Origin of the sequence: Paenibacillus terrae (assembly GCF_005217525.1) — a bacterium.
GTDB classification, from domain to species: Bacteria; Bacillota; Bacilli; order Paenibacillales; family Paenibacillaceae; genus Paenibacillus; species Paenibacillus terrae_C.
The window spans coordinates 179,021-202,517 of the sequence record NZ_PNXQ01000002.1 but is presented as its reverse complement, the minus strand read 5'-3'; the positions used below and the strand labels follow the sequence as shown (position 1 = coordinate 202,517).

The following is a 23,497-nucleotide window of genomic DNA, read 5'->3' as shown; positions in this document are numbered from 1 at the left end:
GCAGAGAATCGTAAGTATTAAGCTTTTATATCGAAATGATGATAGCTTTTAAAGGGAAGATCAGTTACCATAGCTACGCCCAACAGTCCTGATGAGCATTTTTGATCGGGACTGTTTTTTATTTTATGGGCTAATTAATAAACTGAATTGCATCATATTTCGTTGACAGAGTCCACAAAAATCATTAGTATAATTGTTGCATAAGTCCACTAAATAGGGGGAGTTATAAATCAATATAGATGCTAAGATCATCGCAGATATGAGACATTTCAATCGATTTTATACCAATATACTTGGTTTATTAGATAGACATGTGCTGGATAGCGGGTATTCCTTTACCGAGGCACGGGTCATTGTAGAGATCGGTATGATCGAGCCATGTATAGCCAATACGTTAGTCGATTCTCTTAAAATTGATCGTAGTTATATGAGTAGAATCATTGCTAAACTTTGCAAAGAGGGCTTTCTTGTTAAGGAAAATTCTTCGGTGGATAATAGAACAAATCTGATTCGTTTGACGCCTAAAGGAAAAGCGTTTTATCACCAACTGGATGAAAGATCTGACGAACAAGTCATAAAATTAGTTCAAGGTCTATCCGAGGAAGAGATTAAAGAACTACATACTTCTATGGTGTTCATTCAGAACAAACTAGAGAAATTGGAGAGAATACAAAATGATTAGATTTGAATGCGACTATACCGAAGGTGCCCATGAGCGCATATTAAAGCGACTATTGGAGACGAATGATGAACAAACCCCAGGCTATGGTGTGGACGAGCACTGTGAGAAAGCCAGAGCTTATATTAAAAAAGCATGTGACTCCGAAAATGCGGACGTACACTTTTTAGTTGGAGGTACACAGACCAATACAACGGTGATCTCTTCTATTTTGCGTCCGCATCAAGGTGTTATTGCTGCAAATTCTGGGCATATTGCTGTACATGAGACCGGCGCGATTGAAGCTACTGGACATAAAGTACTTCCTTTGCCAAGTGATGATGGGAAGATCCGGGCCGAACAGGTAAAAGAGCTGTATGACGCTCACTGGAATGATGGCACTTTTGAGCATATGGTACAGCCTGGTATGGTTTATATTTCCCAGCCTACCGAGAATGGTACGCTCTATACTAAATCCGAGCTGGAAGCGTTAAGTCAAATCTGCCGGGAATGTGGCTTACCCTTGTTTATCGACGGTGCCCGCTTGGGGTATGGCCTGGTTGCAGTGGACAACGATGCATCTTTAGCAGATATAGCGAAGATGTGTGATGTATTTTATATCGGCGGTACAAAAATTGGAGCATTGATGGGAGAAGCGGTAGTCATTATCAATGATGCTTTGAAAAAAGATTTTCGGTACATGATCAAGCAAAAAGGAGGGCTGCTGGCGAAGGGACGAATGTTGGGTATACAGTTTGAAACTTTATTTGAAGATGGTTTATACTATGAAATTTCCAAGCACGCTATAGATATGGCCATGTTGATTCAAACTTCGCTAACGAAACAAGGAGTTCAATTTCTATATCATTCTACAACCAATCAGCAGTTCCCGATTTTTCCAGATCGTACATTAAAAGCACTGAGCGAAAAATATACCTTTTCCTTTTGGGAAAAAGTTGATGCTACACGTAGTGCCGTTCGATTTTGTACCAGCTGGGCTACGAAGAAAGACAATGTTGAAATGCTGATTCAGGATATCCAAGCATTACGGTAAATTTAATGGGAAAATCAGTTCATAGAATCTTAAAGATGTAGAATGACTATGTAATAGGCCATACTTTGTTGCATGTATTGCAGCGAAGTATGGTTTTTTTTGTGTATTTTACTTAATCCCAAGCGTTTACCTCGCCTATTGGTGTGGTCTGCAAGCAATGTTGAATTCGGAAAATACATAACTTAAAAATTGAATACATTTGTTTTTATGGAAAATATTCGATATATTAAGTGTGAGATGTATTTTTTTGCTAGGAAAAAAGCTACATCTTTTATGTTGTTTGTATAAATTTATTATGTCGGAGGTGTAGGGATGGCACGTGTGTTGGTAGTGATCACGCCTGCTGAAGGCCATGTTAATCCGTCATTAGGATTAGTTAAGCAACTGGTCGACAGTGGTGAGGAAGTGGATTATGTATGTACGGAGGAATTTCGTACGAGAATTCAGCCAACGGGAGCAAAACTGATAACCTATCCTTTTGTTGATGATGCTTTTTCCAAAGACGCCGATTTAAAGCCAGCGGAGTACAAACATCATTATCAATTTGTGTACATGATGGTTAAAGGTATGATTCAGCCGATTATTCCAGAGGTTTTGAGAGTTATAGAGAACAGGACCTATGATTATTTAATCTATGACTCCTTGATGGGCTGGGGAGGTACGATTATAGCTGAGAAGCTGGGAATACCCGCAATATGCTCTATCGCTTCTTTTGCTTTCGTAGAACCTCTGGGGTCTGGCCAAGGCATGGATGAAAAAGATCCAGAGGTAAAAAGGCTGCATACGGCCACGATGAAAGTAACGCAGCAATTAGCTAATGAGCTTCAGGTTGCCGTCCCGGCTATGGATGAGATCGCTCCACATGCCGGGTGCTTGAAAATTGTTTATACAAGCCGTTATTTTCAACCGCAAGCTGAAAAGCTGGATCACAGCTATATTTTTACAGGTCCTTCTATTGTACCACGTAAAGATGCGCCCTCTTTCCCGTTCGAGCAACTTCGTGTTCTCCATCCACAGGCAGTTTACATCTCAATGGGAACCATTTTGAATAAAGACCTGGAGTTTTATAAGCTTTGCTTTGCAGCATTTCACGATTTACCTGTGCAGTTTGTGCTGTCTTCAGGCAATTATACAGATATGGAGCCATTGTCGGAATCTATTCCTGACAATTTTATTATCAAGCCTTATATTCCGCAATTGGACATGCTGCAGCATGTAGACGCTTTTGTTACACATGCGGGGATGAACAGCACAAGCGAAGCCTTGTATTACAATGTGCCGCAGGTCATGATCCCTTTAACATCCGACCAGCCTATCGTGGCCAATCGGGTGCAGGAGCTGGGAGCGGGTATAGTTGTGGATAAAAATGAGCTTACACCCGCTATTTTGAGAGCTGCCTTACTAGAGGTCTTGAGTAATTCAACGTATAAACAGCAGGCCCATGTGATTGGCGAATCATTACGTCAGGCTGGCGGGTACAGATATGCGGCAGATATCATTATGAATCATTTCTCCACAATAGAAAAATAAGGTGTCAGACTACAGACTGTGATTCCTTTCTTGTAGAGCAGCCGATTTTTCAAACTCTATTTTTTTGGAGATCGCCAGAAGACCGAGGGAGCAGAGGATCAGGAACAAGCATACCCAATAAGAGTTTCGATAGCCTATCCATTGAGCGGTCAATCCGCCCATTAAGCTCCCCGCCAGTCTTCCGATGGTTGTCGCATTGGAATACAGCGTCGAGGCGTACCCAGGAAGAGATGGCAACAAATCCTGCATGTAGCTGATGCCAATGGCCGAAATCACTGCAACAAAGAAGGCTAGAAGAAGCTGCCCCACTAATAACTGCCATATCTCCGTAGACATAAGGACGAGGAGATAATAGACAATCCCTGTTAAAGCTCCCCAAAATATAAGCAGACGGTTGGAGTATTTAGCAGCAAGTACGCCTAACATGATCATTAAAGGTATTTCTATTACCGCGCAAATACTGGATACTAGAGCAACGTCATTCGTGTCCCCTTTTAAATTATGAATGATAAATAAGGAAATATTTAAACTGTTCATCCAGTGAGACACATAGAGCAGAGTGAGAACTGAGAACGGTATCAGAATTTCAATATTTTTATGTAATGTAATGTGATGAGGTGAAGTCTGATCCTTACTTTTGAGCTGAACAGGGGATTGCTTAATAAAACAGAATAGTAGAACAGCGATAAATACAAAAATAGAAGTTGTCCCTACAAAAATACCTTTAAAGCCGGTATGTGCAATCAGGAAAGACCCAAAGAGCGGTCCAGTGATAAACCCAAGAGAAAACATAGAACGAAGTGTTGAATTGGCAAAGGCATGATCAGCTGATTTACTGCGATTTACCGCTTCACGTGCACTGGCAAATAGCTGTGGCATTCCAGGTGCTCCCATTGCCGTGAAGACAGTCATATATATAAAAAGTACATAAAAATTTTGAATGAAAAGATACCCTGCAAATGCTATCGCATTAAATAACGTACAAATAACCAAAATTTGTTTACGATCTAATCCAGTATCAGAACGCTTGGCAATCAGAGAGCTTATCCATATACCACAAATCAAGGTCACAGCCGTAAAAACACCAAAGGTTCCAACAGATACGCCAAGTGTAGTTGTAAAATATACAGCCAAAAAAGGTGCGCTGATCGATATGGCCATACCTTGCAATAACATACAGGTCATAAATAGCGGGTAGTTAGGGATAACGAACAGATTTTTAATACGCTTTAGCATTTCATTTTTACACCCCTTCACATTTAGAAGAAGAATAGTAACTGTCTATCCTATCTAAACTATATATGATTTTAGCATAATTTGTATATTTACATTATTTGAAATATTATTTTTGGACTTATTTAAATGGGATAGTTTATGACCAAACTTAACCGAGTTAATGTTTCCCCTGAATTATGATAGGTATGGGGTCTGTCCGCTTTGAATCGGATGGAATCACCCCTTCTGACTGTATATTCGATGTCATTTACACGGACAGTTAATTCTCCATCAAAAACAGTCAAGAACTCCTCTGTTCCCTCTCCGTGCGAATCAGCACTTAGGAAGCCATCTTGTTCGATCTCGATTGAATAAACTTCAAAGCGTCTATCATCTTCGAAGGGGAAGTGGGGATAGACTCGATATTTTCCGTTATCTTCAGTTAATGTTTGAATCTCACTTCCTAAAACCACTTTTGTGTCTGGCTGGGGATTATTTATGAGTGAGGAAAAGGAAATTTTTAATCCGTTGGCTATTTTCCAAATCGTTGTAATTGTAGGGCTGGATTCGCCTCTTTCAATTTGACCGATCATCGTTTTGCTTACTCCAGTGAGTTCTGCGACCCTTTCAAGACTTAATTTCTTATGTTCTCTAAAGGCTTTTAAGTTTTTGGCAATGATCAGATTGATGGTTTCCATAAATACCTCCTGCACCTGTGTACAATATAACGTCTGTATTGTACAATAAAGCGTAAAACGTTATATTGTTCTTTTTGTACATTATAGCATACATCGAAGAGGGGGTTCCAAAGTGCCTTTATTATCATTTTTGTTATATGTTTTTGTTACCAGTTTTACGCCAGGCCCCAATAACATTATGGCCATGCTCTTTGCTAATAAATTCGGGCTTAAAAAGACAATTCGATTTTGTTCAGGAGTAGGTGCAGGTTTCTTTGTAATCATGTTATTGAGTAGTTATTTTAATTTGTTGCTTGAAAATTTCATTCCCAAAATTCAATTTGTGATGACGATCCTGGGTGCAGCCTATATGCTATATCTGGCTGTAAAAATAATGATGAGTAAAGAGAATGGTAATGATAATGATGGGGGCAAGAATAACAGTTTTCTAACAGGTATGCTTTTACAATTTATCAATCCGAAAGGAATTTTATATGGTATCACTGCTATATCAACCTTCATCCTTCCATATCACCATTCAAATTTCAGCTTGATATTGTATTCGTTATTTCTAGCTTTTGTTGGTTTTATGAGTACATTCTGTTGGAGTGTGTTTGGCTCCGTTTTTCAAAAGTTCTTATCCAAATATAGAAGTCAGTTTAATATAATAATGGCTTTGTTATTAGTATATAGTGCAATTTCGATTCTTGTAGAATGACGACATGCAAGTCATACAAACAGTCCCGTTGAAGGAAATCTTCATTAGGACTGTTTTGTATTTTTGCGGACAGCTGATGAAGCGATGGCGAAAAGGCCGTTCAGTCTGCTTTATTTTTTTCTCTACAAGGCTCTTCCATAGAATATTCCTCCAGCACCGTTGCTTTATCGCCATAAACCCTGTCTAAGTGTTCTTCTCCCCATAAGCAAAAACGATCGAGCAAATCTTTAAAATCCCATCCGTATTCACTAAGCTCATACTCTACTTTGGGTGGGACCTGGTTATAGATAATTCGGTGGATGATTTCGTCCTTTTCCAGCTCTCTAAGCTGTTGGGTAAGCACTTTTTGGGTGATTTTCGGAATGAGTTGACGGAGCTCATATGTACGTTTTCTGCCGCTGGTTAAATGATACAGGATAATGGCTTTCCATTTCCCGCCGATGACCTCAAAGGTCGCTTCAGTCCCTAGCATATATGTTTTGGTATTATCTTTCATTTGCTTTTCTCCTCTCGGATCTGTAGTGCAAAAAAAGCACTAAGGAACCTTAAAGTACCTACGGTACATTGAAGTGCGTACTTCACACCTTCATATATATCAACCATAATAGCATCTGTAGACAGGGTACACCAATCACGAGGAGAAAGAAGGTTACGGAATCATGAAAGTTCTATTGGTCGTTACGCATCCCAGAGAGGATTCACTTACCCTTGCAGTCATGAATCGTTTTGTAGAGGGATTGAAAGAGAATAAGCACGAGGTAGATATTTTGGACTTGGATCGGGACGGGTATAATCCGGTGTACAGCGCAGCAGATGAATTGGATTGGAATTCACCTCATAAACAATATGCTCCTGAAACAAGGAAAGAAATGGATAGAGTTGCGGCTGCGGATGCTCTGGTCTTTGTGTTTCCTCTATGGTGGTATAGCGTCCCTTCCATGCTAAAGGGATATCTGGATAAAGTGTGGAACATAGGTTTACTTCAGGAGTTTACGACAAAGCAGGTTTTGTGGATGTGCTTGGCGGGAGGGACGAAAGAACATCTGATCAAGTATGAATACCACGATATGATTACTCATTATCTGAACAAAGCCATTGCTGGTTACGCAAGAGTAAGAGAGTCCAAGGTGGAGTTCTTCTATGATACTCTGTCCGAATCGAAGGACTACATTGAAGGTCTGCTGGAGCACGCTTATCAATTAGGCCGAGCATATAAGTAAACCTGAGGTAGCTATCCCAAAGCACCTTCAAAACCACTGTTATAGTGATTTCAAAGGTGCTTTTTATTTTAAGTATGAAGTGGGGATAGCTACCCTTTTATTGGCTTGTGTATAGGCGCGGACGCACCTCCTTGTGCAGAGATTCCGCTGCCAGGCATACTTGGAGCAGCGGAATGAGCTGCTCCCATTCCAGGAGCATCGCCTGTAGCATTTTTGGCCAGCTTTTGTTTTTCCCACAGCGCTCTGGCTATGACCAACATGGAGAGTACACCGACATATAGTAACATGGATCCAAGTTCGGGAAGCATTTCTTGTAAAGGTGCACCACGCAGTCCCATCGAGCGCACGAATTTGTACAGCCATGCAAATGGAAAGAAATCACCGATTTGGATTGCTAAAGACGGAAATAACGATCTTGAAAGAACGGCTCCCGAGAGCACAAAAGCAGGCATGAGTACAATAACCATTCTGCCGATGGCTACTCCCGGATGTGCGGCTCCCCATGCTACCAGAATATTGAGACAAACTGTACCGAATACGTACAGAACAACCGGAATGATAAAGAGAACCGGATTGGCCTCGAAACGGCTGCCCCCAAACATTTTAAGTACTCCGAGAGAGAAGATTAAACCTGCCGTCGAAAACAGCGTGTAAGGAAGAATACGCAGCAATATATTGAACGGATTTTGAAGTTCTGCAGCCAGCCTTCGGGAAACCCTTAGTCTGGCGATCAGAGGCAAGCTGTTAATGTTTAACATCATAAAGGAGAACATACAGGTAAATGCAAGCACTGATGTATTCTGATAATCATTGGTTGGATTAAAGAGAGAACGTACTTCCAGAGCAATACCATTAAGGGCTCCCTGGGCCTGTTCCGCGTTCATTCCGGTTTTCATAATAGCTGGAACGGACAGTCCCATATTCTCGGATACGCCAATTTCCTGCATGGCCGTGCGAATCAAAGTAATAGATTGCGCATTGGTATTATCCAGAATCAGCCCCACACGACTGGAAAGGGAGCGATTGTGATTGGCCTCTAACCCCTTCGGCAGAGAAATAACAGCCAAAAATTTCTCGTGATAAAAATATTGTTCAGGGTTGTCAGTGTATGAAACAACCTCAGCCACGTTCATGTTAGGGGAGGCATCTATTTTCTGGATGAACTCACGGCTATAGGCTGTGTTATCCTGATCCACCACGACTACGTTAGCTTCGTTAATTTGGCTGCTTGGGAGTAGCAGTGAATATCCCAGCACTGCAATCAGCGGAAAAATGATAGCTATGATCGGGTACTTGGAATGAACCAGGTGCGTCCATTCATCACGAAGAGATTTCATCAGTATTCACCTCAACTGTCATACCCGGTAGCAAAGTAGATTCTTTTGGTACATATACACGTACTTGGAATGTAGCGGTATCCGCCTCACCTTTTTCACGAGACATTTTTACATTAGCGAATTGTGGTGCAGATGTAACATAGCGTACAACACCTTGCAAATCCTTATTTAGAGCCGAGATGTGGGTTTTAACTTCTTTATTGGCTTTAAATTTCCCCACTTGATCTTCGCTCACATAGAGATCGTAATATAACTCGTTGGTTTCTAAAGTAATAACGGGAGACCCTTGTCCCACATTTTCGCCCACTTTGGTACTGATAGCAGTGATCTTGCCATCCTGCGGTGCTTTCAACACCAGACGTTCTTTTTTGAGTAATAGCGTTTTAAGCTGGACTTCCTGTGTTTCCTTTTGTTGCTGTAGAAGATCAACGGTCAGCTTCTGATCTGCTAGCTGTTGACGACTTTGCTGAATGGTTTCCAGTTGTGTTTTGGAACGATCCACGGACAATTGGGCACCACGAATTTCTTCCGCTGCTTGTTTTACAGCGACAGATGCTTGTGTCGTTTGCTCCTTGGCTTGCATTCGTTCTTCTGCGGTTGCGCCATTGAGCAGTTTTTGCAGAGACTCTTGTTGCTGACTCAACTGATTCTTAGCTAAAGTCAATGATGACTCGGCATCATCCAATGCAGCTTTGGATACACTGCCTGCATCATATAGTGCTTTGTTACGATTATAGTTAGTTTGGGCCGTCTGAACGCTTTTGGTTGCGGAGGCTACTGCAATTCGCTGTTGCTGAATGTCCTCATGTCGAGCACCATCATTGACATGCTTTTCCGCTGCTGTGGCTTGACGCTCAGCGGCTTCTGCCCGCTGCAATGCTGCTTGACTCTTGCTTTGAGTTACTTGGGATTGTGCAATATCGAGCTGTGCCTGCTTTTCCTGAGTTGCAGCTCGTGCATAACCTAAGTCAATTGATTTTTGCTGTTGGCTGATCTGTGTATTGAACTGGGCAATTTGTGTTCGTAGTTGCTCAATTTGCAAATCTACATCTTTGGCGTCCAGCGTCATAAGGATAGCCCCTTTTTTTACAGGAGTTTCCTCTTTTACTTGAATGCTGAGGACTTTTCCGCCTACTTGTTCAAAGGATACATGAATGCTGTCGGAATTCAGGGTTGTACCTTTAACAGATCGTGAAGCGTTGACTTGGTCTTGTCCGTTGGTTTGAAGCAGAAAACCTCCGCCAATAAGACAGGCAATAGAAATTAGAGGAATAATGAGACTGGTGACTTGTGTGCGATTCATTGAGTAATTACGCTCCTTTAAGTTAATCAATTGGCTTAGGCATGAAGATAGAATAAATAATAGGGTATGTAGATATTATTTATTTTAAAATTAAAAAGTAACCCGGCTAACTAAAATGTAAATTTTAGAGTTATTATGGTTTCGCTTTTTTATATATTTCTTGTGCTTGGGGAATGCCGAGTTCTATTTTTTGCAGTAACGTCAGCAATAACTCTTTTTCATTGGTGGATAGGTGGCTCATCAGCCTGGAGGTGCTTGTAAAATGTACAGGCAGCAGCCGCTCCATCAGTTCTGTCCCTTGATCAGTCAGTTTAACGATGCTCATACGACGGTCAGAAGGGTGACTTTGTCTAAGGACAAAACCATCGCGCTCTAAGCGGTCAATGAGTCCGGTAACAGTAGGTTTGCTTATTCCCACTTTCTCCGCAAGCTCTGTAGCCATCAGCCCTATGTTCATGTTTCGGTACAAGAGAATTAATATTGAAAATTTTCCATGAGATATACCGAATTGTTCAAAGCCCTCAAAGCTAACTTTAAAAGCACTGGAGGATACGCGCATAAAGAATAGCATGGCTTCTGTGGCTTTGATATCAATCTCGGGAATACGCTTGGAAAATTCTTGAAGTGTTTCACGAGTGGGCAAATCCCGTAAATCAAAATCCATAGGGTTCTCCTTTCTGCTGGAAGTTATTACAATTCGAAATTTTGTTAGCGGGCTAATCATAATACAATAATATTTAAATTACAAGCTAAATTTTAATGAGATTTTTTGTTTACGGAGTTTATAAAATTTTATCGGAAAGCGGAAGATTAGCTTTGTTCCCTATTTTTAAGCCCACCACCATCATCGTACATATGACCATAGCCAGTATGAACAAGGTTGGTGTAAATGTCTGAAAAAGGTCGAAGCTCAGCCCGATCAAGGCAGGTCCCAGAGAGCCTAGCAAATATCCTCCAAATTGCATCATGGCAGACCATGAGGTGGCTTCTTCTGTATGCACTGCTTCTTCGATTGGAATGAGTAGCGCTAAAGGAAACAGTCCACCAGCGCCGATGCCCAGGAAAATAGCAGCCACCCAGGGAGAAGAGTGTGTCATCAACAGGACAATGCCGATCAATTCAGATAGACCACATAGAAGCAGCCATGTTGTTCTGTTTCCTGATTTACCGGCAAGAAAAGGGATGAAGAAGCTTACCGGGATTTGAATCAGGGTAAATAGGGTAAGCACGATACCGGCTTGAGCATGGTCTAAACCCGCAGCTTGCGCGATGGGGGCCAGCCAAGCAGTCACAGCGTAAAAAATACCCGCCATACAGCCAAAAAATAAAGTAAATAAATGTACCCGTTTATTCCTGATCGAGAAAGATGAAATCCGCAGTTTTTTTGCAGGTGCTTCTCTTTTTTGAAGCAGGGGAAGAAGGAGTAGCACAGCGGGAACCGCTAAAATGCTCCAGAAGCTTAGAGCGTGCTGCCAAGAGTCCATTTGCCGGAAAAGTGGGACAGAAAAGCTGGATGCAACGGCTGCTCCGATTACCATGGAAACGGAATAAAGCCCGGTTAACCCTGGTTTCTCGGGAAAATATTTTTTGATAAACCCCGCAACCAAGGGGCCTGCGATTCCGATACCTATTCCAGAGAATATAGCGGTAGCGAGCAGGAAGGAAGTATGATGAACGAACATGCGCAGGAACGTGGCTATGAGGATCAACAACATAGCTGCAAGCAAAGACCTTTCAATACCTAAGCGACGCTGGAGCCAGATAGATGACAGAGAGAAGAGGCCCATACAAAAAATAGGCAGCGCCGTGATTAAACTGGCGGTCACCCCGCTTAATCCCAAATGAGCTTGAATGATATCCAGTAAAGGCCCGACGGACGTAATGGAGGGTCTTAAATTTAAGGAGATAAAAAATATAATAAGGATGAGATACACCAAACGCATACAAATCGCCTCTTTTCTTTAACATTGAATTCATTGTAGATTTCGCTCTATAATAGATCAATACTATTTATTCTATATAAACAATAGTTATAAACTATGATTCGGAGGCGAGATTCTATGGAAATACGGCAATTGCAATATTTTCTTCGATTGTGCAAAGAGCTGCATTTTTCTGAGGCCGCCTACAAGCTGGGGATTTCGCAGCCTACGCTGAGCCAGCAAATACGGGTATTAGAGGATGAGGTGGGGGTCCCTTTGTTCGACCGTATCGGCAAGAAAACCGTAAAGACGGAAGCAGGCGAGCTTTTGGAGCACTACGCTTCACAAGTCATTCAGCAATTGGAAAATGCAAAAAACGCTATATCTGATCTGACCCATCTCCATAACGGTCATTTACGTGTTGCGGTTCTGCCCTCTGATCTGGATTATCGACTGACTCCTATACTGATCAGCTTTCACAAGGAGTTTCCTCATACGAAGGTTCAGGTCATTCCCTCGATTGATATTTACAATGAAGTGCTCGATAATAAAGTGGATATTGGAGTAGGCTTGGGGCTTCATTCGGATCACCGTTTGCACCGCATCCCTTTTTATACGGAAACGCACAGCTTGTATGTAAATACAGAACATGATTTAGCAGACAAAGATATGATTGTACCGGAAGACTTGGCAAACATGCCTTTAGTGATGTATCCCAAAGGGTTTGTCGGGCGTGATCTGGTGGATCGTTGGTGTGAAGATCAGGGGATTTTAATCCATCCTTTGATGGAAACAGGCTCAGCAACGTCCCTGTTTCAACTGGTGAAAGAAGGCATAGGAGCTACGATTCAGCCGAGCCAACTGATTGAAAGCTTCGGGTCACTGGGGATTCGCGCGATTCCGATCAAGCATGCACCTACCCGACATTTGGAAATGTTTTATCATGTAGATAAATATGTAGGTCCAGCCGCAAAAGCCTTTATTCAAAAAATGGAGACGTTTTTTAAAAATTGAAATCCAAAGTGAGGAACCTTGAATGACGACAAAACTATACTACTCTTCTCCGACCCTTACGGAGTGGGAGACTCATATTACTCGCAGCATGGAAAGAGACGGCGGAAATTTTGTTATGCTGGAGGAAACGGCTTTTTATCCGCATGGAGGGGGTCAGCCATGTGATACGGGAACGATTCAGGGCATTCCGGTGGTGGATGTTTTTCTGGAGGAGGGAGATATTTGGCATCAGGTTGAACGTTTGCCAGAAGATGAAAAGGTAGCTTGTACGTTGGATTGGGAGCGCAGATTTGATCATATGCAGCAGCATAGTGGACAGCATTTGCTGTCGGCGATTTGTCGGGAATTGCTGGGAGCACAGACGGAAAGCTTTCATCTGGGACAAGAGTACGCCACAATTGATGTAAACTGTTCTGAGCTGACACCTGCGCAGTTATCCGCCATCGAGCAGGAAGTGAATCGGCAAATCTATAGTAACCGCAGCATCCATAGTTATGTTGTAACGAATGAGCAATTGAAGGACATTCCACTTGTGAAAATGCCAAAAGTAACGAAGAATATCCGCATTGTCGAGATTGAAGGTATTGAATACAATGCTTGCGGCGGTACACATGTCGGCCGAACCGGAGAAATTGGAATGATCAAATGTCTGAAATGGGAGAAGCAAAAGGGGCTGGCGAGAATCCATTTTAAATGCGGCGTTCGCGCGCTTCAGGATTTTAACGAAAGTCTTCAGATTTTGGACGTGCTGTCTTCGAAGTTTAATACCGGGCGCAAGGATATCTTGACCCGCTTTGAAAAGTGGGAGCAGGAGCACAAGCAGCTCAAGGCGCAAGTGGACATCCTGCAAGAAGAAAATACTTCGTATCAGGCAGCAGAGTTGCTTTCTGCTGTTCAGGGGAACGTTTTGGCTCATATTTTTGAACAAAAAACCCTTCAGGAATTACAGCAAATGGCTGTCAAGCTGACATCTGAACATGATTTACTTGTAATATTAGCCACCACAGCAGAAAACAAAATCATTCTGACGCATAACGGCACACAGGATGTTGCCTGCGGGGCGTATTTTAAAGAGCATCTGGGCGCGTTTCAGGGAAAGGGTGGCGGCAGCAACCAATCGGCTCAGGCAGCGTTTTCGTCACGTGAAGACCTTTTGAACTTTTTTGAAACCGCCCAGCGGCAGTTTATTCAGGGCTAATGCAGGATTAGTGGCTCAGGGGTAGCTTCCACTTATGTTCTTTTTCCGTAAATAAAATAAAAGAAAAAATGAGTGCCACTACAGCGCCCCAGATGGCTTTATCTCCAATAGCCAACGTCAAAAATCCTCCCAGAAAAGCTCCGATCAGAAAGGTGGTCAGGATGACACCGTAACGCATGGCACGAATGGCAGCATTCGTGTCCTTGGTCGTAATGGCGATATACATCGCCTCTGTCGCAGATCTGAGGTTCCCCGTGCTGACGGTGGAGGTGTACGGCGCATCAATGAGCTTGCGGAAGGAAGTCATTTGTACAGAAGCAACGAATGAGACGATCACCGTCACCACCGTATTGGGAACCGACTGCGGAATCAGACCCACGATGAAAAAAATGAAAATTTCCAGCAGTAGAATGGCACGGGCCCAGTCCGGTGTCAGACGGTGGGTGGATTTTCTCTTAATTCCCTCGGCTACAAAAACACCCAGTGAAAAGGCGATCAGGGGCGGGATATGAGCTAACGCCTGACCCCAGTTTCCCTGAATGGCTTTGACAGCCAGCAGTACGATATTGCCTGTCTGTGCATTGGCGAACACGCCATCTCTTCCGACAAACGTGTATGTGTCCAGAAACCCTCCTACTAAAGAAAGTAAGGCGCCCAGTCGTAACGATTCGGACGTTACTTGATGTAAATGGATTTTGCCTTTCATATTCACGGCATAAGCCTCCTATGCTACAACGTCGATTCTTTTAACATAGCACGACTATTCTGATTCGACAATTCCATTGGACACTGCGGCACGAAAAAACAGGTGTAAAAGGAGAAGAAGTCATGGAGAATAAAGGATTTGTGGAGGCAATTCGCAGCATGACTGCGGGCGAACAAAGATTATGGCTGATAGACATCATACAAGTGACAGAAGCTGTGAAACGGAACGAAGCTTCTAAAGATGATTTGTATGAGCAAGTGTCAGAGTTATATGATTACTTGCTTGAGACTCAAAACAGACGCTCATGGTGGGAGCCTGACGAGGGTGGCACGCAGGTGTATATTGTGATTGGCGATTCTTTTGCAGGGAGTATGAAAATAGCACTCAAACAACTGGGATGGGAAGATACACATCGGGTTATTTCTTTTCGGGATAACTATGCCATTGGCCCATTGTGGCAGCTTCAGCAGGAAATGGGGCGTAGGCAACGGCGGGAATGGTTCAGAGATTATATTTATGATGAGCATGATGAGGATGCTGAAAGGGATGATTTTCTGTTGCTGAAGCAGTTTGCTGCTATTCCAGCGCAGGCGGACATTACGATCTGGACAGGGAGCAATGCCTCTGAGCAGGTGGGGCTTCGTTTAAGCATGTACCTGCTGAGGAATAGGTCTAAAGATATTCGGATTAAAAATGCAGCAGATGCTTACAGCCGTCTATTTAAACGTCCGGAAGCTACAGGCTTACGATCAGGCGAGATACCTGCTGACAAACTACAAGCCATTCTAAGTCGAGAGGACAAGGGTATTTCTTTAACACCAGAAGAAAGAGAACGAATGGCGGAAGAATGGAGTGAGCTGGCGATGAAGCCTGAGGTGCTACGTATATGGAAGGATGGAAGCATCGTTAGTGTAGAAGAAAACTACTATGACACCTATATTTTGAGTAAGGTGGATAAGTTGCACAAGCAGCAAGCACAGCCTGATTTTATCAAATCAGCAAGAGTGATCGGAGAAGCTATGGGACACCTGGATCAGCAGATAGGAGATGAATTTTTCGAATATCGGCTTCGAGCCCTGATTTATGAGGGAATGCTGGAAATCAAGGGAGTCCCAGGAGCCATGAGACGTTATAGTATTAGAAAGAAAGCATCTCCAAGTCCAATAAAAAAAGGACCTGAAAATGCTTGATCGTATTACCTATAATGTTGGGACTCGGCTCGAACCTACTGCAAGGCATGGACGAGGGCTTCGCCAAATTCCTGTGCGCCGTCTGGACCATCAGCAGTGATGATGTCGCTATGGGCAACCACATGCTGAGTCACATATTCGACTTGATGCGTCTGGAGCTGATCCTTTTGCACATCCACCGGATAGCATGCAGCCGTTCTGCCGGATAGCAGCCCGGTTTGGGCTACGGCTACAGAGCCTGCGCAGATGCCGGACAACAGAATTTTTTGCTCATGCGTTTGTTTCAGCAGGGTTTGGAGATCCGCGTTGTTCCACAGATGATCATTCGTGCCTGATCCGCCGATTACAGCGACTACGTCATAATCAGTAGGGACCGCGTCTGTAATAACCAGATTCGCGGTTGCTTTCCCATTGTAGTCACCAGTAATTTCGCCTGTTTGGGTACTGGCCAGCGTCACAGTAACGCCTGCTTGCTCCAGCGCTTCCTTCGGTTTAAACAATTCATCTTCATTAAAGCGTTCCGGGGGTATAATAAAAAGAGCCTTTTTACTCATACTTCATTCCTCCTTGAATGTGAAACGATATCTATTATTGTAGGATGGTTTCGTCCGGGTGTGAAGAATGCACTTTCAAGTGCGGAGGTTACCTGTAGGTTACTATTATGAAGCAAGTACGGTGCAAGATCATGATGGAATAGAAGGAGTTAACCGATATATGTCTGATACGCTGAGAGAAGAAATACGGGAGAAAATCGTCAACGGAGACTATAACTGTGAAAAGGAACTGACCCTGTCAGTGTTAAGCGGCAAGTGGAAGGTCGTCATTTTATGGCATCTGGGGGTGGAAGGGCCGCACCGGTTCAGTGACTTGCAAAGGCTGTTTCCAAAGCTGTCTCATAAAGTGCTGACCAATCAACTGCGAGAATTGATGGAGGATGGTATTGTACACCGGGAAGTGTATCCCGAGGTGCCCCCAAAAGTGGAATATTCAATGACCGCGCTGGGGATGACGATTTTACCGATTGTAGAGATGATGTATGATTGGGGAAAAAAGCGGGTGCAGTCCATACGCGAGGAAATGCAACGTGGCGATATATAAGTAAATCATAGGGCAATCCGTCATATGAAAAATAGAACGCCTTGCGTCATGAGTACGAATTGTACTTGGGGCAAAGGCGTTCTTTGGCATGTTAGCAGTCTGTGTCCGTGTTGGTTTAACCAGGTTATTGCTGCTCAATTGCTGGCAGAACTTCAATCCAGCGGGTAGCCCAAGTCCCGATATGGTCAAACAATGGCGCTAAATCGCGTCCCTTATCCGTAAGGGAGTATTCGATCCGAACCGGCTTTTCAGGATAAACCATACGTTGTATGATTCCTTCTTCTTCAAGCTCCTTCAAGCGATCGGAAAGGACCTTCCCGCTTAAATTGGGGATTGAATTTTCGATAGCGACAAATCGTTGCGGACCGTTAGTTAGTTGAAACACGATTAATACCGTCCAACGTTTGCTCAGTAGCTCCATAGCTTTTTCAAACCGTGGGCACATTTGCGGAATGTTCATTTGATCACCTCATGATCCTATTATTAACGATCAACTGTTAAAAGTAAATGAATTTACTTTACATAAATTTATAACTTGACGAAATTGAATGATATAAATATACTTTGTTACATAAAGTAACTTGTGGATTCGATACGGACGTATATATATGCAAAATGCTCATATATAAATCCTTAAAATTTGATATTATAACGATGCAATTAAATTGACAGGTACGGACTAATTGTTGAGGTCATGGTTTAGGTGTAGGGGGAAGTCAGATGAAGCTGGAATGCGAAGTATGCATAGTTGGGGGAGGACCAGCCGGGGCCTTGTTATCCTGTTTGCTGGCGGAGCAAGGTGTTTCGACGATATTGGTTGAGCGGCAGAGCGTGGCGGGAAAGGCTTTTCGCGGCGAAATTTTAAATGATGAGGGTCTGCAAGTGATCCAAAAGCATAAGCTGCTTGAACAAATTCATGAGGAGTACGCCCTCGCTTCGACGAGAATCGAATATTGGGAGCATCAGCAGCAGGTGAAGACGATTGAGCCAGCGGAAGGTAATGTGGGGGTTCACATTCCACAGCCTCGTTTTTTGGAGGCTCTGCTCAAGCAGGCTTCAACGTACGAGTCCTTTCGTTATTTGGCGGGCACGACAGTGACTGCGCTGGAAGGCGATAGCGAGCAGGGATACACGGGCTTGATCGCTTGCGATAAGAACGGCGATGAGGTTACGATTCGCAGCTCTATTATTGTCGGGGCAGATGGTCGCTATTCGACCGTGCGCAAGCTGGCGCAGATGCCAGTGACGAATATCAGACACGGCTATGATCTGCTGTGGGCCAAAATTATGGCACCTGTCGGATGGGAGCCTGTCACACGTCTGGCATTGGTCAACGGGCGGCAGTTGTCTTTATTTTCGCAGGCTGAGGGCTATATTCAAATGGGCTGGAACGTAGATGAAGGTAGTTTTCATACCTTGTTTAAGCAGTCGTTTGAACCGTTCATACACTTGTTAGTTGAGACTTTCCCGGATTTAAAGCATAGCGTACATGATCAGATTCGTTCGTGGAAGGACTTTGTACCGTTGGATATTTTCAGCAGCCGCAGCGATACGTGGTCGCGGAACGGACTGGTTCTCATTGGAGATGCGGCGCATACCATGACACCTACCGGAGCTTTTGGCTTGAACGCAGCCTTGAAGGATGCCGATGTATTGGCGAGTGAGCTTCTTCGTTTGCGTCAGCAGGGTGGATATACTGGAGCGGGCCTAAAGGCGTTCGAAGACGAGCGGCGGCAGGCTGTCACTGAGCTTCAGGAACGACAGCTTACGATGGAATCCACGTTTCATGAGCATTTTTCACCCATAGAAAACCAGATCATACAGAAGTAAGCTTATAAAGGATGGTGCAGAGAGATGAACCAAAAAGACGTAGCTACGCTACTTAATGATAAAATTCAAACGATTCGCGGAGAGCAATCTTCGACGATTTTGGTAGGGCCGATTAAGCTGCCAGTCAATTTGGAAGGGGAAACAGTTGTTTTTCAATGGTATTGCTGGTTGCCTGTACGGGATGAGGAGGATCGTCAGGACCTGCTGAATGCCACCGCCGACACGATTGTGAAGCGTTTGTCCACGCTGGATTTGGCAGAAGGACAACAATCGAGCGTATTGGTGTACGGCGATCTTCAACAATCGGAGAATGCGCTTGTTCGTATGCATAGCATTTGCCATACTGGAGATATTTTTGGTAGCAAGCGTTGTGATTGCGGATTTCAGCTCCATCAGTCCATGAAAATGATTGTTGAGCACGGAACGGGTGCGTTGTTTTATCTGGCAAACCATGAGGGCCGTGGGATCGGTTTGTTCAGCAAAGCGATGGCCTACATTTTGCAGGAGAACGGTATGGATACTGTTGAAGCCAACCACCAATTGGGTTTTGAAGATGATACTCGCAATTATGCGGATGCGATTAGTGTGCTTCGCCACCTGAGACAAAAACCGGTAACCTTGATTACGAATAATCCTAAGAAGCTGGAAGCTCTGAAGCAATCTGGTATGAACGTGGCTGGCCGTATGCCGCTGTGGGGCGATGTGTCGCAATATAATGAACGGTATTTGAATACGAAGGTGGAACGGTCCGGCCATTTGCGGGATTTCGATTTCAGGGAGGTACTATGACCACTCACGAGAAATATATGCGCCTGGCACTGGAAAATGCCAAAAGTGCCAAGGGACAAACGGAACCGAATCCGCTCGTCGGCTCGGTCATTGTGAACAACGGCCGCATCGTCGGGATCGGCGCTCATCTGAAGCCCGGCGAGCCACATGCCGAGATTCATGCTTTGCGTATGGCGGGGGAACATGCCCGGGGAGCGACGATTTATGTAACGCTGGAGCCTTGCTCTCACCATGGACGGACAGGCCCGTGTGCGGAAGCGATTGTGAAGGCTGGCATCCGTCGGGTCGTTATTGCAGCGCTGGACCCGAACCCGCTGGTTTCGGGCAGAGGGGTACAAATCTTGAAGGATGCGGGTATTGAGGTCATCACTGGGGTATGTGAGCAGGAATCTGTCCGCATGAATGAAGTGTTTAACCAATATATCGTGAGCAAGCGTCCTTTTATCACGATCAAATCGGCGGTGACGCTGGATGGCAAAATTGCCACTCGAACGTCACAAAGTAAATGGATCACGTCCGATGCGGCACGGGAGGACGTGCATCGCCTTCGTCACGAGCATATAGGGATACTGGTCGGTGTACAGACAGTCATTCACGATAATCCGCAGCTGACGACTCGTCTGCCAGAAGGTCGGAATCCGATTCGCATCATTCTGGACAGCACGCTTCGCATTCCTTTGGATGCCCGTGTCATTACAGATGGTGAGGCACCTACCTGGATATTTACAGGACGTGCTTATGATGAAGACAAGCGGAGCCAACTGGAACAGTTGGGTGTAAAGGTATATCCGACACAGGATGAAGGCAGTGAACGGGTCAACCTGCCGCAAATGCTGGATATTCTGGGCGCAGCGGAGGTGTCTTCGGTGTTCGTGGAAGGCGGGGCCGAGGTGAACGCTTCGTTCGTGCAGCAAGGACTGGCAGACAAGCTCGTACTGTACATTGCGCCGAAGCTGGTTGGAGGGCGTGGAGCACCGGGCTTTCTCGGGGGAGAAGGCGTGTCCGCCATGAGCGATGCGGTGGCATTGCAGGATTTGAGTGTAACGCAGGTCGGCGTGGACTGGAAAATAGAAGGGTATTTTGGGCGGGACAAATGAGTGAGGTTGTGGGTGGGAGAAAAGCGCTCCGCGAAGGGGTTGATCTTCCGATCGCTGTTGCAGCGGGATTCTTCGGATTGTATAAAATATGTAGAGGTAAGAATCCCACTGCAAAGGCGAACGCTCACGCTTCTCCAGATTCAACCCCTCCGCTCCGCTACTACCCGCCACAAAGTAACTCATTTTCCGAAATGGGGTAGGGCAATGGGGGAAGGGCAAAAGGACTTAGAGACTTAAAGATTGAGGATCTGAAGGGCTAAAAAACCTGGAAGATTCTTTTTTGTATACTTAACGTTTATTAGGGTGAATGGTTAATGGGATGAATAACTCATAGGGTGAACACCTAATGGTGTGAATGGTTTAGGGAATGAAGAAGTTTACATATATTGCAATATGACAAAAGACACGAGGGAAGCGAATGTGCTTCTCAGGTGTCTTTTTTTACTTTTTTATGGAGTCGTAATACTTTCGCCATGTTCGTAAGTGCGGGTGTGCGTGATAATGATAAAGGCTGATACAGAAAGATATTACCGAGGTGAGGATTTCAAATGGTCCCGCAGTGCCTGCCCTGATCGGGTGAGGTATCCTGTAAATCTGATGTATCCACCAAATTAGGGTTCGAATCCCAATCGCCTTCCACGCGACTCACGGTAGAGTATTCAAAAAATCGAGAAAAACCAATGAAAAGACCCGGATGAGAGTATCCCGTTTCTGGTCCACATGACAGGAGTCGGGGAGGTGGCTATGCGGCCAGCGGATACCGGAGAGAGCAAGCGCCGACAGGCCCCGAGGCTTCGGGAGTGCGAATTTACAGTCGATGTTGGATTGATAAATTCCATCCTCGCAACACGGGAACAAGCGGAACCTTCCTTTTTCCTCAAGCTTGGCCCCGCCCGCCACCCCGAAGGGATGCTCTGCCAGGGTTACTAAACCTGTTACAACGAATAAAAATGAAGAATCCTCATTTTAAAAGTATGTTTTGACTATATTGTGCGAACAGCGATCGGAAGATCAAATGGATCGCGGAGCCGCCTTACATAAAAATGCACACTTTTAAGCTGAGGATTTTAAATACTAGGAGTGATACGATGTTTAAGAAAATAACGATTAAATCGGATGAGCGCGGGCTGCTGTTTAAAAAGGGAAGCTATCACAAGCTGCTGCTGCCGGGGACTTATGTATTGAAGACATTTCAGCAGGAAACGGTTGAGATTTTGAATGTTGCTGAACCATTTTTTGTACCGGATCACGATATTCGTTTGTTTTTGACGGATTCCGTTCTACTGGAGCAATTGACCGTCGTCGATGTAGAGGATTATGAATATGTGCTGCATTATGAGGATAATCGGTTCGTGGAGCTGCTGCCCGCTGGTAAATATGCTTTTTGGAACGTGCTCAAGGAGCATCGTTTTGTTCATGCGGATACACGGCAGCCGGCAATTGATAAGGCGCTGGGGCAAGCCTTTTTGGCCAAGACACAGGGCTTCTGGAAGGCGCTTCAGGTGGCAAGCTATGAGCTGGGCTTCCTGTATTATGATAACGTGCTGCAAGGCGAGCTGAAGCCGGGTAAATATTATTTCTGGATGTCGACGGTGAACACGGAGATCAGAACGATAGATTTGCGACAGCAGCAGATGGACCTGATGGGGCAGGAAATTATGACTGAGGACAAAATCACACTGCGCCTGAACTTCGTCTGTCAGTACCGCATGGTTGACCCGCTGCGGGCGCTGGAATTTCGGGCATTCGAGGAGCAAATGTACATTATGCTCCAACTGGTGCTGCGTGAGTATGTCGGAACGATGAAGCTGGATGATTTGTTGAAAATGAAGCAGGAAATTGCGGAATATGTCTTGACCCGTCTGAATGAGCAAAGCGGCGAGTATGGGGTGACTTTTACGTCGGCAGGGGTGAAGGATATTATTTTGCCGGGGGATATCAAGGATATTTTGAACACGGTGCTGCTGGCAGAGAAAAAAGCGCAAGCCAATCTCATTACACGGCGCGAAGAGACAGCATCTACTCGCAGTTTGCTGAATACCGCCAAGCTGATGGATGAAAATGCCACCCTCTACCGTCTCAAAGAGCTGGAGTTTCTGGAAAAAATCTGCGAGAAGATTGGAACCATTTCACTGACTGGCGGGAATACGCTGCTGGAACAGTTGAACACGCTGGTTCACATGAAGGATGGACAGGGGACCGTATAGAGAGATAGCGGTAGGTTTCACGTCCCTTAACGCAAAATACCACCCAAAAGATGAGCGCGAGACGGCTCAAGCTTTGGGTGGTATTTTACATCAATACGCTTAATTCGTCTTGGTCGAAGCGAGAAACGCGTCCATATCGATCACCGGAACGAGTGCGCCCTGATGCTCTAGTACGGCAGGAAACAGCTCGCGCTGCCACTCTTCCTCGTTGCTTTTCAACTGGCTGTCCAGGGCGGAAGCTGTATCCTCCACCTGATCGACGAGCAGAGCAATTTTTGCCCGGCTGAGCAAAATCATTTTGTCCTCGGAGGACTCGTTTGAAGCGGGGAGCTGCAGCTTTTTGCGCAAATTCAGGATCGTAAATACGTCACCACGAATGGTGACCATTCCTTCATGCCATGACTCGGAAAAAGGAAGCGGTGTTCCTTTCCTGGCATTCATGACTTCTTCCACTTCTACAAAGTTTAAAGCGAACGTTTTGCTCGCCAGTTTGCACACAATAAATTCGGACATAGGCCATTTCTCCTTACATTTGAGATAAGACTGCTACAGGTTGTGAAGTGACGTTAAAATGGGTTAACTATTGCGTTTTAACAAATGGAAAGATAAAGTTGAAGGTGCTATGTAGCCAGGTTCTATTCACAGAATATCACAAAATAGCAGTTAAATCTTCCAAATGGCAAGGCATGGCGCTCAGTTTCTCCTGATATGAGATGCTTTAGGAGATTGAAGTT

25 protein-coding genes are annotated in these 23,497 nt (G+C 44.6%); 14 read left to right on the top strand and 11 right to left on the bottom strand.

Annotation, left to right across the window (positions count from 1 at the left end):
• The first annotated feature begins 259 nt into the window (after positions 1-259).
• From C1I60_RS02675 to C1I60_RS02665, 3 genes are all read left to right on the top strand, one after another.
• The gene (locus C1I60_RS02675) at positions 260-682 is read left to right on the top strand and encodes a MarR family winged helix-turn-helix transcriptional regulator (RefSeq protein WP_044644586.1); all 423 of its coding nucleotides are present in this window, start codon (positions 260-262) and stop codon (positions 680-682) included.
• Positions 675-1,712, top strand: coding sequence for a threonine aldolase family protein (locus tag C1I60_RS02670; protein ID WP_137060395.1), 1,038 nt, complete (start codon positions 675-677; stop codon positions 1,710-1,712). Before C1I60_RS02675 ends, C1I60_RS02670 begins: the two co-directional genes overlap by 8 nt.
• Before the next feature lie 312 nt (positions 1,713-2,024).
• Positions 2,025-3,242 (top strand): macrolide family glycosyltransferase, encoded by a 1,218-nt coding sequence (locus C1I60_RS02665; protein ID WP_137060394.1) that lies wholly within the window; start codon positions 2,025-2,027, stop codon positions 3,240-3,242.
• Between the two features lie 9 nt (positions 3,243-3,251).
• Here C1I60_RS02665 and C1I60_RS02660 read toward each other — a convergent pair whose 3' ends face one another.
• Both C1I60_RS02660 and C1I60_RS02655 read right to left on the bottom strand, forming a co-directional pair.
• Entirely contained in the window at positions 3,252-4,478 is a 1,227-nt protein-coding gene (locus C1I60_RS02660; protein ID WP_137060393.1) for a sugar efflux transporter, read from the bottom strand.
• Between the two features lie 122 nt (positions 4,479-4,600).
• Complete coding sequence (locus C1I60_RS02655; protein WP_137060392.1) at positions 4,601-5,155, bottom strand: helix-turn-helix domain-containing protein; 555 nt, start codon at positions 5,153-5,155, stop codon at positions 4,601-4,603.
• Between the two features lie 112 nt (positions 5,156-5,267).
• On the opposite strand from C1I60_RS02655, the gene C1I60_RS02650 reads away from it, so the two are divergent.
• On the top strand, positions 5,268-5,852 hold the full coding sequence (locus C1I60_RS02650; protein WP_137060391.1) for a LysE family transporter: 585 nt from the start codon (positions 5,268-5,270) through the stop codon (positions 5,850-5,852).
• A 100-nt stretch (positions 5,853-5,952) separates the two neighbouring features.
• Here the strand turns inward: C1I60_RS02650 and C1I60_RS02645 are convergent, their stop codons facing one another.
• Positions 5,953-6,348 (bottom strand): winged helix-turn-helix transcriptional regulator, encoded by a 396-nt coding sequence (locus C1I60_RS02645; protein ID WP_137060390.1) that lies wholly within the window; start codon positions 6,346-6,348, stop codon positions 5,953-5,955.
• 163 nt (positions 6,349-6,511) lie between these two features.
• On the opposite strand from C1I60_RS02645, the gene C1I60_RS02640 reads away from it, so the two are divergent.
• Positions 6,512-7,072, top strand: coding sequence for an NAD(P)H oxidoreductase (locus tag C1I60_RS02640; RefSeq protein WP_137060389.1), 561 nt, complete (start codon positions 6,512-6,514; stop codon positions 7,070-7,072).
• A gap of 89 nt (positions 7,073-7,161) precedes the next feature.
• On the opposite strand, the gene C1I60_RS02635 is transcribed toward C1I60_RS02640, so the two are convergent.
• The 4 genes from C1I60_RS02635 to C1I60_RS02620 form a co-directional block, all read right to left on the bottom strand.
• Positions 7,162-8,409, bottom strand: coding sequence for an ABC transporter permease (locus tag C1I60_RS02635; protein ID WP_137060388.1), 1,248 nt, complete (start codon positions 8,407-8,409; stop codon positions 7,162-7,164).
• Positions 8,393-9,712, bottom strand: a complete 1,320-nt coding sequence (locus tag C1I60_RS02630; RefSeq protein WP_137060387.1) for an HlyD family secretion protein — start codon at positions 9,710-9,712, stop codon at positions 8,393-8,395. Before C1I60_RS02630 ends, C1I60_RS02635 begins: the two co-directional genes overlap by 17 nt.
• Positions 9,713-9,845: 133 nt before the next feature.
• Positions 9,846-10,376: a MarR family winged helix-turn-helix transcriptional regulator gene (locus C1I60_RS02625; RefSeq protein ID WP_137060386.1), complete on the bottom strand. Its 531-nt coding sequence runs from the start codon at positions 10,374-10,376 to the stop codon at positions 9,846-9,848.
• A 118-nt stretch (positions 10,377-10,494) separates the two neighbouring features.
• Positions 10,495-11,655 (bottom strand): MFS transporter, encoded by a 1,161-nt coding sequence (locus C1I60_RS02620; protein ID WP_137060385.1) that lies wholly within the window; start codon positions 11,653-11,655, stop codon positions 10,495-10,497.
• 117 nt (positions 11,656-11,772) lie between these two features.
• Between C1I60_RS02620 and C1I60_RS02615 the strand changes: the two genes are divergently transcribed.
• A complete protein-coding gene (locus tag C1I60_RS02615; protein ID WP_137060384.1) occupies positions 11,773-12,648 on the top strand; it encodes a LysR substrate-binding domain-containing protein in 876 nt (291 codons plus the stop codon).
• Positions 12,649-12,670: 22 nt separating this feature from the next.
• On the top strand, positions 12,671-13,846 hold the full coding sequence (locus tag C1I60_RS02610) for an alanyl-tRNA editing protein (RefSeq protein WP_137060383.1): 1,176 nt from the start codon (positions 12,671-12,673) through the stop codon (positions 13,844-13,846).
• A gap of 7 nt (positions 13,847-13,853) precedes the next feature.
• Here C1I60_RS02610 and C1I60_RS02605 read toward each other — a convergent pair whose 3' ends face one another.
• Positions 13,854-14,558 carry a YoaK family protein gene (locus C1I60_RS02605; protein WP_137060382.1) on the bottom strand — a complete coding sequence of 235 codons (705 nt, stop codon included), beginning with the start codon at positions 14,556-14,558 and terminating at the stop codon, positions 13,854-13,856.
• A gap of 116 nt (positions 14,559-14,674) precedes the next feature.
• Here C1I60_RS02605 and C1I60_RS02600 point away from each other — a divergent pair, with 116 nt between their 5' ends.
• Positions 14,675-15,742: a DUF1835 domain-containing protein gene (locus C1I60_RS02600; RefSeq protein WP_137060381.1), complete on the top strand. Its 1,068-nt coding sequence runs from the start codon at positions 14,675-14,677 to the stop codon at positions 15,740-15,742.
• Positions 15,743-15,777: 35 nt separating this feature from the next.
• On the opposite strand, the gene C1I60_RS02595 is transcribed toward C1I60_RS02600, so the two are convergent.
• A complete protein-coding gene (locus C1I60_RS02595) occupies positions 15,778-16,296 on the bottom strand; it encodes a DJ-1/PfpI family protein (protein WP_137060380.1) in 519 nt (172 codons plus the stop codon).
• A gap of 160 nt (positions 16,297-16,456) precedes the next feature.
• On the opposite strand from C1I60_RS02595, the gene C1I60_RS02590 reads away from it, so the two are divergent.
• On the top strand, positions 16,457-16,840 hold the full coding sequence (locus C1I60_RS02590; RefSeq protein WP_137060379.1) for a winged helix-turn-helix transcriptional regulator: 384 nt from the start codon (positions 16,457-16,459) through the stop codon (positions 16,838-16,840).
• Positions 16,841-16,964: 124 nt separating this feature from the next.
• On the opposite strand, the gene C1I60_RS02585 is transcribed toward C1I60_RS02590, so the two are convergent.
• Positions 16,965-17,300, bottom strand: coding sequence for a winged helix-turn-helix transcriptional regulator (locus C1I60_RS02585; RefSeq protein ID WP_069290443.1), 336 nt, complete (start codon positions 17,298-17,300; stop codon positions 16,965-16,967).
• A 260-nt stretch (positions 17,301-17,560) separates the two neighbouring features.
• Here C1I60_RS02585 and C1I60_RS02580 point away from each other — a divergent pair, with 260 nt between their 5' ends.
• From C1I60_RS02580 to C1I60_RS02560, 5 genes are all read left to right on the top strand, one after another.
• The gene (locus C1I60_RS02580) at positions 17,561-18,670 is read left to right on the top strand and encodes an FAD-dependent monooxygenase (protein ID WP_137060378.1); all 1,110 of its coding nucleotides are present in this window, start codon (positions 17,561-17,563) and stop codon (positions 18,668-18,670) included.
• 24 nt (positions 18,671-18,694) lie between these two features.
• Entirely contained in the window at positions 18,695-19,459 is a 765-nt protein-coding gene (locus C1I60_RS02575) for a GTP cyclohydrolase II (protein WP_137060377.1), read from the top strand.
• A complete protein-coding gene (ribD, locus tag C1I60_RS02570) occupies positions 19,456-20,556 on the top strand; it encodes a bifunctional diaminohydroxyphosphoribosylaminopyrimidine deaminase/5-amino-6-(5-phosphoribosylamino)uracil reductase RibD (protein WP_137060376.1) in 1,101 nt (366 codons plus the stop codon). The genes C1I60_RS02575 and ribD overlap by 4 nt, the downstream gene beginning before the upstream one ends.
• A 720-nt stretch (positions 20,557-21,276) precedes the next feature.
• Positions 21,277-21,486, top strand: coding sequence for a hypothetical protein (locus C1I60_RS02565; RefSeq protein ID WP_252361533.1), 210 nt, complete (start codon positions 21,277-21,279; stop codon positions 21,484-21,486).
• Between the two features lie 158 nt (positions 21,487-21,644).
• On the top strand, positions 21,645-22,763 hold the full coding sequence (locus C1I60_RS02560) for a slipin family protein (RefSeq protein WP_137060375.1): 1,119 nt from the start codon (positions 21,645-21,647) through the stop codon (positions 22,761-22,763).
• 99 nt (positions 22,764-22,862) lie between these two features.
• On the opposite strand, the gene C1I60_RS02555 is transcribed toward C1I60_RS02560, so the two are convergent.
• The gene (locus C1I60_RS02555) at positions 22,863-23,276 is read right to left on the bottom strand and encodes a chemotaxis protein CheW (protein WP_137060374.1); all 414 of its coding nucleotides are present in this window, start codon (positions 23,274-23,276) and stop codon (positions 22,863-22,865) included.
• Between the last annotated feature and the right edge of the window lie 221 nt (positions 23,277-23,497).

Excerpts from the sequence above, each read along its gene's own strand:
- C1I60_RS02585 (WP_069290443.1), bottom strand. The coding sequence starts at position 17,300 with ATGAACATTCCGCAAATGTGCCCACGGTTTGAAAAAGCTATGGAGCTA.
- C1I60_RS02615 (WP_137060384.1), top strand. The coding sequence starts at position 11,773 with ATGGAAATACGGCAATTGCAATATTTTCTTCGATTGTGCAAAGAGCTG.
- C1I60_RS02565 (WP_252361533.1), top strand. The coding sequence starts at position 21,277 with ATGACAGGAGTCGGGGAGGTGGCTATGCGGCCAGCGGATACCGGAGAG.
- C1I60_RS02580 (WP_137060378.1), top strand. The coding sequence starts at position 17,561 with ATGAAGCTGGAATGCGAAGTATGCATAGTTGGGGGAGGACCAGCCGGG.
- C1I60_RS02675 (WP_044644586.1), top strand. The coding sequence starts at position 260 with ATGAGACATTTCAATCGATTTTATACCAATATACTTGGTTTATTAGAT.
- C1I60_RS02590 (WP_137060379.1), top strand. The coding sequence starts at position 16,457 with ATGTCTGATACGCTGAGAGAAGAAATACGGGAGAAAATCGTCAACGGA.
- C1I60_RS02630 (WP_137060387.1), bottom strand. The coding sequence starts at position 9,712 with ATGAATCGCACACAAGTCACCAGTCTCATTATTCCTCTAATTTCTATT.
- C1I60_RS02660 (WP_137060393.1), bottom strand. The coding sequence starts at position 4,478 with ATGCTAAAGCGTATTAAAAATCTGTTCGTTATCCCTAACTACCCGCTA.
- C1I60_RS02645 (WP_137060390.1), bottom strand. The coding sequence starts at position 6,348 with ATGAAAGATAATACCAAAACATATATGCTAGGGACTGAAGCGACCTTT.
- C1I60_RS02625 (WP_137060386.1), bottom strand. The coding sequence starts at position 10,376 with ATGGATTTTGATTTACGGGATTTGCCCACTCGTGAAACACTTCAAGAA.
- C1I60_RS02640 (WP_137060389.1), top strand. The coding sequence starts at position 6,512 with ATGAAAGTTCTATTGGTCGTTACGCATCCCAGAGAGGATTCACTTACC.
- C1I60_RS02620 (WP_137060385.1), bottom strand. The coding sequence starts at position 11,655 with ATGCGTTTGGTGTATCTCATCCTTATTATATTTTTTATCTCCTTAAAT.
- C1I60_RS02560 (WP_137060375.1), top strand. The coding sequence starts at position 21,645 with ATGTTTAAGAAAATAACGATTAAATCGGATGAGCGCGGGCTGCTGTTT.
- C1I60_RS02575 (WP_137060377.1), top strand. The coding sequence starts at position 18,695 with ATGAACCAAAAAGACGTAGCTACGCTACTTAATGATAAAATTCAAACG.
- ribD (WP_137060376.1), top strand. The coding sequence starts at position 19,456 with ATGACCACTCACGAGAAATATATGCGCCTGGCACTGGAAAATGCCAAA.
- C1I60_RS02595 (WP_137060380.1), bottom strand. The coding sequence starts at position 16,296 with ATGAGTAAAAAGGCTCTTTTTATTATACCCCCGGAACGCTTTAATGAA.
- C1I60_RS02555 (WP_137060374.1), bottom strand. The coding sequence starts at position 23,276 with ATGTCCGAATTTATTGTGTGCAAACTGGCGAGCAAAACGTTCGCTTTA.
- C1I60_RS02670 (WP_137060395.1), top strand. The coding sequence starts at position 675 with ATGATTAGATTTGAATGCGACTATACCGAAGGTGCCCATGAGCGCATA.
- C1I60_RS02635 (WP_137060388.1), bottom strand. The coding sequence starts at position 8,409 with ATGAAATCTCTTCGTGATGAATGGACGCACCTGGTTCATTCCAAGTAC.
- C1I60_RS02655 (WP_137060392.1), bottom strand. The coding sequence starts at position 5,155 with ATGGAAACCATCAATCTGATCATTGCCAAAAACTTAAAAGCCTTTAGA.
- C1I60_RS02665 (WP_137060394.1), top strand. The coding sequence starts at position 2,025 with ATGGCACGTGTGTTGGTAGTGATCACGCCTGCTGAAGGCCATGTTAAT.
- C1I60_RS02610 (WP_137060383.1), top strand. The coding sequence starts at position 12,671 with ATGACGACAAAACTATACTACTCTTCTCCGACCCTTACGGAGTGGGAG.
- C1I60_RS02600 (WP_137060381.1), top strand. The coding sequence starts at position 14,675 with ATGGAGAATAAAGGATTTGTGGAGGCAATTCGCAGCATGACTGCGGGC.